Below are 14352 nucleotides of genomic sequence, written 5' to 3' on the forward strand. Positions count from 1 at the left end.
TCGGGCGACACCGAACAGACGTGCCACACTGCAAACCTTAGAACTTGTGACGCAGACCGATCGTGGCTTCGAACAGCGAGTTGAAGCCATAGAACGGCTGGTTCGAGCCGGAGGCGGCGGCGAGGGTCGTCCATGCGCCGGTCAGGTGGTTGTAGTCCACGCCGACATAGACGTCGGTGCGCTTGCTGAGGAAATAGTCGAACGTCGGACCAGTCGTGATACGCGTGCCGCTCTGGCCCGCGTGATGGACGAAGTCGATGTAGAACGGCAGATCGAGCACGAGTGACGGCGTGATGAAGTACTGGACCGCGGTGGAGAAGGAGTCGTTGCGATAGTCGGCCGGATAGACGTGGCTGTAGATATACGAGCCGAACACCTTCGCCGCGCCGAACTTATACGTTGCGCCCGCGGTGAAGATCTTTTGCGAGCTGTCCGGGATCGTCACGCCGAAGTACGTGCTGCCATAGGTGCTGGTCGCAGGCGTCAGGCCGCCGATGTCGTTGACGATCTGATAGGCCGCGCCAACGCTCAGGGGACCGTGGTCGTAAGAAAGACTGACGGCCGGTGACGAGTTCTGGTGAGTATTTCCCGCTACACCGCCAAACGTATACGAGCCCTTGAGGGTAAAACCGGCAAGCGTCGGCGAGGTATATCGGACGGAATTGTCCAGACGGCCGCCGCCAGTCAGACCGGCGCCCTGAAAGCCGACCGTGCCGGTGTAATTGGCGAACGCATAGATATCGTGCGTCCAGCCCATTTCATGCACCAGCGTGTATTGCCGGCCCATTGTCAACGTGCCGTAGGCCGTGCTGCTCAGGCCCACCAGCGCGGTGCGGCCGAACAGGCGGGCGGTGCCGGACGGCGTGGATTGCTGTGTCACGCCGGTATTCGGTGTAAAGCCGCCTTCGAGCTGGAAGATCGCGGACAAGCCGCCACCGAGATCCTCGGTTCCCTGCAGACCCCAGCGGCTACCCTGAATCTCGCCGCCGCTACCCATCGTGAAAAGCTTCCCGCCGGATTTGTTCTGGTGGGTGTCGTAGCGCACCGCTTCGTCGATGATGCCGTACAGGGTGACGCTCGACTGCGCGTGCGCGATCCCAGAAACTGCCAGTCCTAATCCAGTTAGTATGCCTAAAGTATGCTTTTTCACGACTAGATCCCCTTGCAGATTGACGAAAAATGGAAAACTCCAAACCGACTGCCACGTCCTCTCGGCGCGGCATGTCTTTTTTGCAAAACGACGACGCGACGTATTCACGTCGTCGCTGTACTCTCAGTTCAGTGCGGCGACCGCGGCGGCAATCTTTCTGCAGCCCTCATCGATAATGTCGATGCTTGTCGCGATCGACATGCGGAAGAAAGGTGAAACGCCATAGGCCGATCCGGCAACCAGCGCGACGCCGGCGTGCTCGAGCAGATACAGAACGACATCCACGTCGCCCTCGATGCGCTTGCCTTGCGGTGTGGTGCGGCCGATCATGCCGCCGCAATTGACATACAGATAGAAAGCGCCGCCCGGCGTTTTGCAACTGATGCCGGGAATCGCGTTAAGGGCTTCGAGTGCGTGGTCGCGGCGTTCCTTATAGGTCCGCACCGATTGCTGCACGAATGTCTGGTCGCCGTTCAGCGCCGCGAGTGCCGCGGCCTGGCTGATCGAACTGGCGTTGCTGGTGGATTGGGACTGGAGCGTGTCCATGGCCGCGATCAGGTCGGCAGGGCCGGCGGCGTAGCCGATGCGCCAGCCGGTCATCGCGTAGGTCTTGGAAACGCCGTTGACGACCAGGGTGCGCGAGCTGAGTTCGGGTTCAATCGACAAGAGGTGCTGTGATGCCTCGCCTTCGAACCGGATATGTTCGTAGATGTCGTCCATCATCACCAGCACCTGCGGGTGACGCAACAGCACATCCGCCAATGCGCGCAGTTCTACGGCGCTATACGTTGCACCCGTAGGATTGGTCGGCGAATTGATGATCAGCCAGCGCGTGTTGGGCGTAATCGCCGCTTCGAGGGTGGCGGGTGTGAGCTTGAAGCTGTCTGCTTCGGTGCAGGGCACGACGACCGGCACGCCGTCGCAGGCGAGCGCCATGTCCGGGTAGGACACCCAGTAGGGGGCGGGAATCAGGACTTCATTGCCTGCTTCAACGGTGATGGCGAGCGCGTTGAAGATCGCGTGTTTGGCGCCGCACGTCACGATGATGTGTTTGGGGTCGTACGAAAGACCGTTCTCGCGTTGCAGTTTCGCCGCGATGGCGGCGCGCAGCGCCGGCGTGCCCGCGGTCTGCGTATAACGCGTTTCGCCGCGCTCCATCGCTTCGAACGCGGCCTGGCGAATGTGCGCTGGCGTGTCGAAATCGGGTTCGCCAACCACGAGGTTGACGATGGTTTTCCCCTGCCGCCGCAGTTCCGCGGCCCGGTCCGCCGCGGCGCTGCTCGGCGAAGGTTTGATTCGTTGGACGCGGGCGGCAATTCGCGATGCACTCACACTTGACTCCTCAACGGCATTTGATGAGGCTTCACCTTAAGCGCGCGAAAAAGTTCAAGCCAAGACGTCTTTCCGCTGGCGCAATAACATCCACTTATGACAGGACGGTACGCGTGCGCGTCCGGCATTTACCGATCGGGGTCCATGCGGGAATACGCTGACAGGCCACGGTTTTAGCGTTGCAGGAGCGGGAGCGAGGTTTTTTTAAGCACTGTGCGCGGGACGGCGCTTGCCCTATCATTGTTGCCATCACTTAACGTTGAGACGCGACTACCGTGAACCTGCGGCGTCTGAAGTACTTCGTGAAGATCGTCGATATCGGCAGCCTGACACAGGCCGCCGAAGTGCTTCATATCGCCCAGCCGGCGTTGAGCCAGCAGTTGATCACGCTCGAAGACGAGTTCCAGCAACAGCTGCTCGTGCGCACCAAGCGGGGCGTCACGGCCACTGAGGCGGGCGCAACGCTGTATCGCCACGCCCAGCTGATCCTGCGCCAGTACGAGCAGGCTCAGGCCGACGTGAAGAGCGCCGGTCAGACACTGTCAGGCCAGGTTTCGGTGGGGCTGGCGCCCGGCACCGGCGCGTCGGCGCTGTCGCTGCCGCTGTTGCGGACCGTGCGCGCCCGGCATCCGGACATCCTGCTCTACATCAACGAGAATTTCGGCACGACGCTCAGCGAGCTGATCATGAACGGGCGTATGGACATGGCCGTGCTGTATGGCGATAAACCCGTCCACGGCCTGTCGTTCCAGCTTCTGATGAACGAGGAACTGTTCCTCGTGGCGCCGCGCAGTATGGGGATCACGCAGGAGCAGATCGCCGTGACGGAGTTGCGCGACGTGCCTTTGCTGCTGCCGCGTCCGTACAACTATCTGCGCAAGTACGTCGACGAGGGTTTCGCGCGCGTGCAGATGATCCCCAAGGTCGTGGCCGAAATCGAATCCGCGTCGACGTTGTCAGCCGCGGTGAGCGCGGGGATCGGTGCGACCATCCTGCCCGATTCCACCGCACGGGTCGTGGCCGCGGCGGGCGACGTCGTGCAATGCCGGATCGTTTCACCCGTCATCAAGATTCCGCTTTCGGTCTGTCTGTCCGACCATTTGCCGCTTTCCGAGCCCGCCGCGGCCGTCAAGGACATCCTGCTGGAACTGGCCGGCGACCTTGCGCTCGACGTGCGCTTCGAGTCCGGCGCCGATACATAAGCGCGCCTTATCGCTACAAAGCCAAACCGTCTTGGCGCAATTTTTATGCGCCGGATACATTGAGTCCATCGTCGATCGCCCCGGTTTGCAGTGAGCCGGCGCGACGAGGCTAGCCGTCACGCGGGCGGGGCAATTGGAGATTGAATCCGGTTGCCGTACAGCCCCAGCGGTGCTTCGCGCACGCCAATCGACCGGCGCGCGTCCAACCGGCTACGGACTCAAAGATGGATCTCCAGAAGATTAAGGCGCTTATCGACCTGTTGGCGGACTCTCCGCTGGCCAAGCTCGAAGTCATCGAGGGCGAGGAGCGGGTCAAGCTTGTGAAGGCGAAACGGCGCGGCAAGCGGGCTGAGGCGCCTTCGGGCGATGAGCGTGTAACCGCGACGTCCGCCTCGGGCACCCAAGGGCGCCAAGGGGCTCAATCACCGCGCGCCGAGCCTGCGCCATCCGTCGACACCCCTCAGGCAGCCCCCGCAACCGCCAGTGAGCCGCAATTCGTTCGTGCGCCCATGTTCGGCGTCGTTCATCTGACACCGGCACCCGGCGAGGCGCCCTTCGTGAATCCCGGCGACACGATCAAGGAAGGGCAGGTGCTCTGCACGATCGAGGCAATGAAGATGTTCAACGCGATCGAGTCCGAACTCAGCGGCGCCGTTCTGGAGATTCTTGTGGCTCCGGGCAGCGAAGTGGAATCCGGGCAGCCGCTGTTCCGGATCGGCTGATCGACCATGTTCAACAAAGTACTGATTGCCAACCGCGGTGAGATCGCGCTTCGAATCCAGCGCGCCTGCCGTGAACTCGGTCTGAAAACCGTCGCCGTCCATTCCGAGGCCGACGCCGATACGCGGTATGTGCGGCTCGCCGACGAGGCGCTGTGTATCGGTCCCGCTGCACCAGGACAGAGTTATCTGAACCGGGCTGCGATCCTGTTCGCGGCGCACGTGAGCGGCGCGCAGGCGATTCATCCCGGTTACGGCTTCCTGTCGGAAAACGCGGATTTTGCGGCAGAGGTCGAGGCCGCCGGCATGGCCTTCATCGGCCCCGAGCCCGACTCCATCCGAACGATGGGCGACAAGGTCGCCGCCAAACGGACCATGCGTGCGGCCGGCGTGCCCTGTGTTCCGGGCCCGGACGGTGGCCTGCCGGACGACCCCACGGAGATTCTGCGGGTCGCGCAGGAGATCGGCTATCCGGTGATCGTCAAGGCGGCGGGTGGTGGTGGCGGACGAGGCATGCGTGTCGTGCCAGGCCCCGAGCAGTTGCTCGAAGCCGTGTCGGTGACGCGCGAGGAAGCCCGCCGTGCCTTCGGCAAGCCCGAGCTCTATGTCGAGAAGTTTCTCGAGCATCCGCGTCACGTCGAAATTCAGGTCTTGCGCGATACGCACGGCAATGCCCTGTGGCTTGGTTCGCGTGACTGTTCGCTGCAGCGGCGGCATCAGAAGGTCCTGGAAGAGGCGCCGGCACCCGGCATCGACCCGGAACTGATCCGGCAAGTGGGCGAGCGCTGCGTCGAGGCCTGCCGGCAGACGAATTACCGCGGCGCGGGCACCTTCGAATTCCTGTTCGAGAACGGCCAGTTCTACTTCATCGAAATGAATACGCGGCTGCAGGTCGAGCATCCCGTGACGGAAGTGACGTCGGGCATCGACATCGTGCGGGAACAGATTCGGATCGCGCAGGGACACGCGTTGACCCTTCGGCAGCCGGACATTCGCACGCTTGGTCATTCGCTGGAATGCCGGATCAACGCCGAGGACCCGTTTACCTTCGCCCCGTGTCCGGGGAAGATTTCCGTTTGGGAACTGCCGGGTGGCAACGGCGTGCGGGTGGACTCGCATATGAGTGGCGGCGCGGTTGTGCCGCCGTATTACGACTCACTGATCGCCAAGGTGATCACCCACGGCGCAACCCGTGAAGAGGCGCTGGCGCGCATGCGCATCGCGCTCTCGGAGATGCGCATCGAAGGCATTCGCACCAACGTGCCATTGCATCAGGCCATGCTCGAAGACGAGGGGTTCCGTGAGGGTGGCGTCGATATTCATCATCTGGAGCGTTGGCTCGCAAAGAGGAAACAGACATGACGCTGACTGTTGAGCACGCGTCGATAGCGCACGGGGACGTAGTCGAACGGCTGCGTCCGGATTCACAGAGGACTGTCCTTGCAATGAAACAGGATCAATCGGAGCAGGCGCTTTGCATCAGCATGCTGGGTACGACGGCCATGCTGTTCGAAGCACCGGGCGCGCTCGATCTGCATGCGCAGCGCCGCATCTGGACGCTTGCCCGCAAGGTTGAATCATGGCCCGGCGTGCGTGAGGCGGTGCCAGGCGTGACCAATCTGATGCTGACGTTTTCCACGCCGCCCGCAGATCCGGACTCGCTCGGCGCCGCGTTGCGCGACGCGTGGGCCGCGGCGGGTGAGTTGCAGATCGAAGGGCGGGTGGTGGACTTGCCGGTGGAATACGGCGGCGAGTTCGGGCCGCATCTGCAGGACGTCGTGGATCACACTGGCTTGTCTGTCGACGAGGTCGTGCAATTGCACTGCGCGCCGCTCTACACGGTCTACGCGCTCGGCAGCCATCCAGGCTACTGCTATCTGGGCGGCATGGACCCGCGTATCGCCACGCCGCGGCGCAAGGTGCCGGTGCTGGGCTTGCCTGGCGGCGCGGTGTCGATCGGCGGGGTGCAGACCGGAGTCTCCGCATCGACGGGACCGAGCGGCTGGAACACGATCGGTCATACGTCGATGTCGTTCTTCGACCCCACGCGCGATAACCCGGCCACACTCGCACCTGGCGACATGATCCGTTTTCGCGTCGAGAGGATTGTTCCATGATCGAGATATTGTCTTCGTCCGCGCTTGCGACGGTCCAGGACCAGGGGCGTGAAGGCTATTTGCGCTATGGCGTCGGCACGGCTGGCGCGATGGACCGGTTGGCGCTCGCGGTCGGCAATCTGCTGCTCGGTAATCCGGACGACGCGGCCGGCATCGAGATTCCGATGTTTCCCTTCCGCATCCGCTTCCTTGAAGATCTTTCGTTCGCCATCACAGGTGCCGATTGTTCGGCGCGCCTAGGCGACCGGCCGGTGCTGCCGTGGTGGACCGTGCATGCGAAACAGGGCGACGTGTTGACGATCGGCGTGCCGACCAGTGGCACGCGCTGCTACCTGTCGCTCGCGGGTGGTGTCGACGTACCGGTGGTGCTTGGTTCGCGCAGCACGCAGTTGCGCGGCCAGTTTGGTGGCTTCAACGGTCGTCAGTTGCAGAAGGGCGATGTGGTGAAGGCAGTAGGTCTCGCCGAGCGCATCGTGCCGCAAGATGCTGTGCTCGCCGCGGGTTTCGGTACGGTGCCCCCTGAGTACTCGTTGCCGGCGCCGTTATCCCTGCCCGCAGCCGACGCAGGCGAAACCGTGGTGCGCGTGCTGCCCGCCGCGGAGTACGACTGCTACGAGCCGGAATCGCTCGAAGCGTTCTGGCGCGATGGGTGGAAAGTGACGCCGCAGAGCGATCGCTACGGATATCGCCTCGCCGGTCCGACCCTGGTCGCGACGCATTCGATCGAAAAGCGCTCGCATGGAATCGTGCCGGGCGTAATCCAGGTGCCGCATAGCGGACAGCCAATCATTCAGTTGCGGGATGCGCAGCCGTCGGGTGGCTATCCGAAGATCGGCACCGTGATCGAAGCGGATCTATGGCGGCTCGCGCAGGCGCGCATTGGTACGAAAATTCGCTTTGTTCAGACGACGTACGCGGAAGCCGTTACCGCGCTGGAAGAATTGGACAGTTATCTCGTCAGGGTGCGCAATCTCGTTGCACTGTTTTGCCCTTCCCGACACTGACACATGACACAAAAAATCGAAGTGGATATCGGCGAGCTTCGGCAGATCACGTCGTGGCTGGCAGAAGTCGATATCGAGTTCATCGAAATCAGCAAGCCCGGAGCGACGGTTCGGTTGACGATGGAGCAGGCGCCTTGCTCTGCCGGTGTGGATGCGCCGGCGCAGGCGGTTTCGGCTGTGGTTCCTGGGGGGCTCGCGCGCGCAGCGGAAACTGCGCAGACGCAGGCCGTCAGCATCACCGCAAAATCGGCCGGCATCTTTCTGTCGGCGCATCCGGCGCGTTCCACACCATTAGTCAGCGCGGGCGATCACGTCAAATCGGGCGACATAGTCGGCTTGCTGCAGATCGCGCAATTGTGCGTGCCCGTGGTCACGTCGGCGGGTGGCATGGTCATGCGGTTGTGCGCCGAGCATGGCACAACGGTCGGTTACGGAACGCCCTTGCTCGAACTCTCGCCGTCGGTGCAGACGCATATCGATAGATAGACACTGAGCCGGTGCAGTCCACTGCGGATAGACCGGCACAGCCCGCTTTAAGAATGGAGAGTGGATAGTGGAAATCGACCTGAACGCGGACCTGGGCGAAGGCTTTGGACCCTATCAAATGGGCGAAGACGAAGCGATGCTCGATATCGTGTCGTCCGCCAACGTCGCATGCGGCTATCACGCGGGCGATCCGGTCATCATGGACAAGACGGTGCGGATGGCACTGGCGCGCCAGATCGACGTTGGCGCGCATGTCGGCTTTCCCGACCTGATGGGTTTCGGCCGGCGGCAGATTCAGGCGGACCCGCTTGAACTGGCGAATTACGTGGTGTATCAGATGGGCGCGCTTGCGGGCATCGCGAAGCGGGCCGGACATCGCGTCACGCACATGAGCTTTCACGGCGCGTTGGGCAACATGGCTGCGGCATCGTATGAACTGGCCGAGCCGTTGGTGCGGGCGCTCGCCGAATTCGATCGCGATCTGATCATCAGCGTTTCGACGAATACGGAAATCGAACGGGCCGCCGATCACATCGGGATGCGCACGGCCAACACGTTTCTCGCCGACCGCGCCTACGACGATCAGGGCGCACTCGTGTCGCGCAAGCTGGAAGGCGCGGTCATCAAAGACCGCGCGGCCGTCCTGGCCCGCGTCAAGGAGTTGCTCGAAGACGGCACGATCACGACTATTACGGGCAACAAGCTCAAGGTCACGGTCCAATCGATCCTGCTGCACGGCGATACGCCGGGTGCCGTAGAACTCGCGCGCACGGTGCGCGGCGTGATCGAATCCGCGGGCGGGCGCGTCGTACCGGTGTCGAAGCTCGTACGCTAGGCGCGCGCCGGTCAACCTGCATTGACCGACCTGCATCGATCAACCATAAGCCAGTCTTATCGCCACAAAGCCAATCCGTCTTTGCCCCACGTTTTCACGGCGTATACATTGGTAGCAGGCTTATCGCACGCCTCAAAGGGCGACAGTTCAGAACTACAGATAGAGGTGATTCATGCCGTTTTCAGACTATAAGACCGCGCTGGTGACGGGCGCTTCGACCGGAATGGGCGCTGCGATCGTCGAGCGCTTCTGCCGTGAAGGACTCGAAGTGCATGCGCTCGCTCGCAACGCGGATCGTCTGAATGAGCTGGCGGAGCGAACCGGTTGCATCCCGCACGCGATCGACGTGTGCGATCTGCCGGCCGTCACGAAACTGACGCAGGACGTGCAGTTCGATATCGTCGTGAATAACGCCGGCATATCGACCAAAGGCTCGATTCTGGACGCCGCCGCCGCAGACATCGACCTTCAGGTGGAAGTTAACCTGCAAGCAGTTCTGCACATCGTGCGGCTCACCATGCCGGGTATGGTTGCCCGCGATCGTGGTCATATCGTCAACATTAGCTCGATCGCGGGGATCTACAACTTCAACGGCAACTCCATTTACTCCGCGACGAAGGCCGGCATCCATGCGTTGTCGCGCCAGTTGCGAGTGGACGCGACCGGCAGGCGCGTGCGCGTGACCGAGATCTGTCCGGGCCGTGTCGCCACTGATATTTTTGGCCACGTGCATGGCGATATTGAGGCGGCGCGCAAGCAGTTCATCGACGGCTTCGAGTTGCCGCTGCCGTCCGACATCGCCGACGCCATCGCCTTTGCGATCGCCGCGCCGCTCGCGGTCAACATCAGCAATATGGAAATTCTCCCCACGCTGCAGGTGCCGGGCGGGCTGACGACGATCAAACGCGATCCCGCCGACCACAACGAGTAAGTGCAATCCAGAGTTCAATAAGGAGGTTTTCCATGCGTGCATCGGTACTGGTTACCCGTGCGTCATTTCCGGATATCGTCGACCGCCTGCGCGCGCACTTCGACGTGACCGACAACCCTGACGACACGATCTGGACGCAACCAGAGCTGATTGCCAGGCTGCAAGGCAAGGTGGGGGCCATGACGGCCGGCAGCGACCGGATCGACGCGACCTTGCTCGACGCTTGTCCGCAGTTGAAGGCGGTATGCAACATCGGCGTGGGCTACAACAACGTCGACGTGGAAGCCTGTACTGCGCGCGGCGTGCTGGTGACGAATACGCCGGACGTCCTGACGGATACCACCGCCGACTTCGGCTTCGCGCTGATGATGGCGACGGCGCGGCGCATCACCGAGTCGGAACACTTCCTGCGTGCCGGCGAATGGACCAAAACCGGGCGCTACGACATGTTCGTCGGTAACGACGTGCATGGTTCGACGCTCGGCATTCTCGGCATGGGACGTATCGGCCAGGCCATCGCGCGGCGTGGTGCATTCGGCTTCGGCATGCGCGTGATCTATCACAATCGTTCGCAATTGGCGCTGGAAGTCGAAGAGGGCTGCCGGGCACGCTATGTCGACAAGGAAACGCTGTTGCGCGAGTCGGATCACCTGATCGTCGTGGTGCCTTACTCGGCCAGCTCGCATCACGCGATCGGCGCGGCGGAGCTCAAGCAGATGAAATCGTCTGCCACGCTGACCAATATCGCACGCGGCGGCGTAGTGGACGACGCCGCTTTGGCGGTAGCACTGAACGAAGGCAGCATCGCGGCGGCCGGGCTGGATGTATTCGAAGGCGAGCCGGTTGTCTGCGCGGCGCTTCTCGCGCAAAAGAATGTGGTGCTCACGCCGCATATCGGCAGCGCGTCTGTCAGCACGCGGCGCGCGATGGCCGCGCTTTGCGCAGACAATTTGATTGCCGCTCTAGGTCACGGCGCAGCGGCCGGCAAGCCGCCGACTCCGGTGAACCCGCAGGTGCTGACGCGCCCGACAGCCACGGTCTGAACGATGACCGGCGCAGCATGCTGCGCCGGCGTAATGCCGCCGTTGTTTCTCAAGCATGAGCGCTCCGATAGAGGAGCGCGCCACTGATGATGAGGCTCCCGCAGAGGCGCCACATACTGGAGACAAACACCATGCACGACCATGCCTGTCCCACTACCGGACGCCGTTCCGATTCATCATTCCCGAAACTTATTGCACCAGAAGAAAGGCCTCTGCAACGGCCTTTTTTCGCGAGCTAGTATCAATTCAACACGGAAGTCAATGACGGCTTCCGGGGGATGACGATGCTGCCGCAGGTCGAGTCAGACCGGGATCATCGCTTCGATCCGAATCATTGGGACGTGCAACATGAAACTTCACTTTGACCTGGCGACGGTGCTGCGAGGCGACTATGGAGCGCTGTTTCTCCATGGGATCGAGCTCACTCTCGCGATGGCGGCGCTGGCATGGATACTCTCGCTGGTGGTGGGCATTCTCCTCACGCTGATCCGCCTGACCAACAATCGCCTCGCGACGGCGTTTGTCGCGTCATTCGTGGCCTACCATCGCAATGTGCCGATGCTGGTCCAAATCCTGTTCTGGTACTTCGGCATTTCGAACATCCTGCCGGAATCGGTGCAGACTGTGCTGAACCACTACAACGGTCAGTTCATTTTTGCGGTCGTGGCGATCGGCTTGTGCAGTGCGGCCTACCTCTCCGAAGATATCCGCAGCGGCTTGCGTGCGATTCCCTACGGTCAGTACGAAGCTTCGCGAGTGCTGGGTCTGAACTTCCTGAACGTCATGCGTTTCGTCGTGCTTCCGCAAGCGCTGCGCAATGCAATTCCGCCGATGGTCAATCACGCAGTCCTGCTGTTCAAGAACACGAGTCTCGCGATGGCGATCGGCGCGGCGGAGCTGACCTATGTCACCCGGCAGATCGAGAACGAAACCTTCCTGTCTTTCGAGTCGTATTTCATCGCCACGGCGGTGTATCTCGGCCTCTCCCTCGTCATCATGCTGTGCGGCGCAAAAATCGCGATGCACTACCGCATTCCGGGAGTGAAGTGACATGCTCGATATCCTGCGCGACAACTGGACATTGCTGCTTATCGGGCAGTATCCGCATGGCCCGCTAGGCGGAATCGTATTGACGATCTTGCTGTCGCTTTCAGCGCTCGTCATTGCATTTCCCCTGGGTATCCTGGTCGCCCTGGCCCGCATCAGCCCTTTCCGGTTTCTGCGGGCGCCGGCCACAGGTCTCGTTTATATGGTGCGGGGCATCCCGCTCCTGATGGTGATTTTCTGGGTGTACTTTCTCGTGCCTGTTCTGACTGGCTATCCGGTCACCGGATTTGTCACGATGCTGTGTGCGCTCGTTATCTATGACTCGGCCTATCTCGGGGAAATCATCCGTGCGGGCATCGAAGGGCTGCCGAAAGGGCAGACCGAGGCATCGAGAGCGCTTGGCATGAGCTACATGAAGACCATGCGCGCAGTAATCCTGCCGCAGGCGCTCTACAACGTTGTACCGAGCATGGTCACGCAGTTCGTATCGACGATCAAGGAAACCTCGCTGGGTTACATCATCAACGTCCAGGAAATCTCCTTCGCGGCGGATCAGATCAACAACCGGCTGCTGACGAAACCCTTTCCTGTGTACCTGATTCTCGCCTTGAGTTATTTCGCGCTGTGTTATGCGCTCACACAGCTTGCGCAGTATCTGGAGCGGCGCGTGACGCGCAAGCGGGCCGGCGTCGCATCGAGGACCCAGAAGGCGGCCAACGTTGCGCTGACCGATCCGCTGCCCACCGAGAACTAGGCGCTCAATCACTTCGAGGTATTTCGCATGATCAAGTTTTCCAGCGTCAACAAATGGTACGGCGAATATCACGCTCTCGTGGACGTGAACGCCGAAGTTCGCAAAGGCGAAGTCGTGGTGGTCTGCGGACCATCAGGATCGGGTAAGTCGACGTTGATTCGCACCGTCAACCGGCTTGAGGAGATCAACCGCGGGCAGATTTTCTTCGACGGTCAAAACATTCACGACAAGAAGCTGGGTCTGAATGCTTACCGCAGCCGTGTCGGCTTCGTGTTTCAGCAATTCAACCTGTTTCCGCATCTGTCGGTGCTGGACAACATCACGCTTTCGCCGATGCGCGTGCACGGACTCAAGCGCGCGGAAGCGGAACGTAAAGCGGCGGATTTGCTCGCGCGCGTCGGTCTGTCGAACAAGTCCAGTGCATTTCCGCCGCAATTGTCCGGTGGTCAGCAGCAGCGTGTCGCGATTGCGAGAGCGCTGGCGATGGATCCGCCGGCAATGTTGTTCGACGAGCCCACCAGTGCGCTCGATCCGGAAATGGTCGGTGAAGTGTTGAACGTGATGAAGAGCCTCGCGCAGGAAGGCATGACGATGATGTGCGTCACGCATGAGATGGGGTTTGCACGCGAGGTTGCCGATCGCGTCTGGTTTATGGACGCAGGGAAGATTCTCGAAACGGCGGAGCCGGAAGAATTCTTTTTGCGGCCGAAACACGAGCGGGCGCAGCGATTCCTGTCCGATCTTCGCTCGCATTGAGGCAAGCAAGGCGGTATGGTTTTCGCGGCACAGATACAGATACAGATTCAGATTCAGATTCGGTTTGACCACCGTTGATCAGCGGTCGATTGCTTTACATATAAACTTCAGGAGCATCACGATGCAGGTAAAGAAGATTTTCGCGGGGATGTTGGTCGTTGGCGGCGCGGTTGCATCGATTGCCCCGGCACATGCTGATCAACTGGCCGATATCAAGGGCCGCGGCGAGTTGAGCTGTGGTGTGTATTCGAACGTCGAGCCGTTCTCGTATCCCAACGCGCAGACGCGCCAGCTCGAAGGCATGGACGTGGACCTGTGCAACGCGGTGGCAAAACAGTTGGGCGTGAAAGCGAAGCTCGAGCCGTTGGCTGTCGAGGCACGGATTCCGCAATTGAAGCTGGGGCGTGTCGACATTGTGGTTGCCAACCTGGCCTACACCAAAACCCGCGCTACGCAGATCGCCTTTAGCGACTCGTACTATTCCACCAAGGAAGTCCTTGTCGTGAAGAAGGCCGACGCGAGCAAGAAACTGACCGATTTCGCGGGCCAGAAAATCAGCGCTGCCGACGGCTCCACGTCCGCTCAGTCGATTCCAATTTCGATCAAGGATGGCCAGGCGGTGACGTTTCACGATACCAGCTCGGCGTTTCTGGCACTCGAGCAGAACAAGGTCAAAGGCTTCGTGACCAATCAGATGACTGCCACGAAGATTGCGAAGCAGGTGGATGGCACGGACGGCGCGGTGGCGATTGCGTCGGAGCCGATGCTGATCGAGCCGATCGCGGTGGGCTTGCGGCAGAACGAACCGGCCATGCTGAGCGCGGTTAACAAGGCCTTGGCTTCGATGGAGAAGAGCGGCGAGATGAGCGGTATCTTCGACAAGTGGCTCGGACCGAAGACGCCTTATGGCCTGACCCGGACCGACAAGGTCACGCCGATCGACCAGCTCAAGTTCACGCCGGTGTCCTGAGGCGGT

15 protein-coding genes are annotated in these 14352 nt (G+C 61.4%); 13 read left to right on the top strand and 2 right to left on the bottom strand.

Annotation, left to right across the window (positions count from 1 at the left end; genetic code table 11):
- Positions 1-37: 37 nt before the first annotated feature.
- Together PQQ86_RS21915 and PQQ86_RS21920 are read right to left on the bottom strand one after the other, a co-directional pair.
- Complete coding sequence (locus PQQ86_RS21915; RefSeq protein ID WP_408271523.1) at positions 38-1150, bottom strand: porin; 1113 nt, start codon at positions 1148-1150, stop codon at positions 38-40.
- A 123-nt stretch (positions 1151-1273) separates the two neighbouring features.
- Positions 1274-2482 carry an aspartate transaminase gene (locus PQQ86_RS21920; RefSeq protein ID WP_408271526.1) on the bottom strand — a complete coding sequence of 403 codons (1209 nt, stop codon included), beginning with the start codon at positions 2480-2482 and terminating at the stop codon, positions 1274-1276.
- 275 nt (positions 2483-2757) lie between these two features.
- Here PQQ86_RS21920 and nac point away from each other — a divergent pair, with 275 nt between their 5' ends.
- The 13 genes from nac to PQQ86_RS21985 all read left to right on the top strand — a co-directional run bounded on the left by nac (position 2758) and on the right by PQQ86_RS21985 (position 14346).
- Positions 2758-3684: a nitrogen assimilation transcriptional regulator NAC gene (nac, locus tag PQQ86_RS21925; protein ID WP_097395394.1), complete on the top strand. Its 927-nt coding sequence runs from the start codon at positions 2758-2760 to the stop codon at positions 3682-3684.
- Between the two features lie 224 nt (positions 3685-3908).
- A complete protein-coding gene (accB, locus tag PQQ86_RS21930; RefSeq protein WP_408271528.1) occupies positions 3909-4406 on the top strand; it encodes an acetyl-CoA carboxylase biotin carboxyl carrier protein in 498 nt (165 codons plus the stop codon).
- Between the two features lie 6 nt (positions 4407-4412).
- Positions 4413-5765, top strand: a complete 1353-nt coding sequence (gene accC / locus PQQ86_RS21935) for an acetyl-CoA carboxylase biotin carboxylase subunit (protein WP_408271531.1) — start codon at positions 4413-4415, stop codon at positions 5763-5765.
- Positions 5766-5848: 83 nt separating this feature from the next.
- A complete protein-coding gene (gene pxpB, locus PQQ86_RS21940; protein ID WP_408279295.1) occupies positions 5849-6520 on the top strand; it encodes a 5-oxoprolinase subunit PxpB in 672 nt (223 codons plus the stop codon).
- Entirely contained in the window at positions 6517-7524 is a 1008-nt protein-coding gene (locus tag PQQ86_RS21945; RefSeq protein ID WP_408271534.1) for a 5-oxoprolinase subunit C family protein, read from the top strand. Before pxpB ends, PQQ86_RS21945 begins: the two co-directional genes overlap by 4 nt.
- A gap of 3 nt (positions 7525-7527) precedes the next feature.
- Positions 7528-8010 carry an acetyl-CoA carboxylase biotin carboxyl carrier protein gene (locus PQQ86_RS21950; protein ID WP_408271536.1) on the top strand — a complete coding sequence of 161 codons (483 nt, stop codon included), beginning with the start codon at positions 7528-7530 and terminating at the stop codon, positions 8008-8010.
- A 67-nt stretch (positions 8011-8077) separates the two neighbouring features.
- Entirely contained in the window at positions 8078-8845 is a 768-nt protein-coding gene (locus PQQ86_RS21955) for a LamB/YcsF family protein (RefSeq protein WP_408271541.1), read from the top strand.
- Positions 8846-9017: 172 nt separating this feature from the next.
- Complete coding sequence (locus tag PQQ86_RS21960) at positions 9018-9776, top strand: SDR family oxidoreductase (protein WP_408271544.1); 759 nt, start codon at positions 9018-9020, stop codon at positions 9774-9776.
- 32 nt (positions 9777-9808) lie between these two features.
- Positions 9809-10819: a 2-hydroxyacid dehydrogenase gene (locus PQQ86_RS21965; RefSeq protein WP_408271546.1), complete on the top strand. Its 1011-nt coding sequence runs from the start codon at positions 9809-9811 to the stop codon at positions 10817-10819.
- A gap of 348 nt (positions 10820-11167) precedes the next feature.
- Complete coding sequence (locus PQQ86_RS21970; RefSeq protein WP_408271549.1) at positions 11168-11869, top strand: amino acid ABC transporter permease; 702 nt, start codon at positions 11168-11170, stop codon at positions 11867-11869.
- Position 11870: 1 nt separating this feature from the next.
- A complete protein-coding gene (locus PQQ86_RS21975) occupies positions 11871-12620 on the top strand; it encodes an amino acid ABC transporter permease (protein WP_131240328.1) in 750 nt (249 codons plus the stop codon).
- Between the two features lie 27 nt (positions 12621-12647).
- Positions 12648-13376, top strand: coding sequence for an amino acid ABC transporter ATP-binding protein (locus tag PQQ86_RS21980; protein ID WP_408271552.1), 729 nt, complete (start codon positions 12648-12650; stop codon positions 13374-13376).
- A gap of 121 nt (positions 13377-13497) precedes the next feature.
- Entirely contained in the window at positions 13498-14346 is an 849-nt protein-coding gene (locus PQQ86_RS21985; protein WP_408271554.1) for a transporter substrate-binding domain-containing protein, read from the top strand.
- The last annotated feature ends 6 nt before the right edge of the window (positions 14347-14352 follow it).

The organism is Paraburkholderia sediminicola (genome assembly GCF_046026675.1).
In the GTDB taxonomy this organism is placed as follows: Bacteria; Pseudomonadota; Gammaproteobacteria; order Burkholderiales; family Burkholderiaceae; genus Paraburkholderia; species Paraburkholderia sediminicola_F.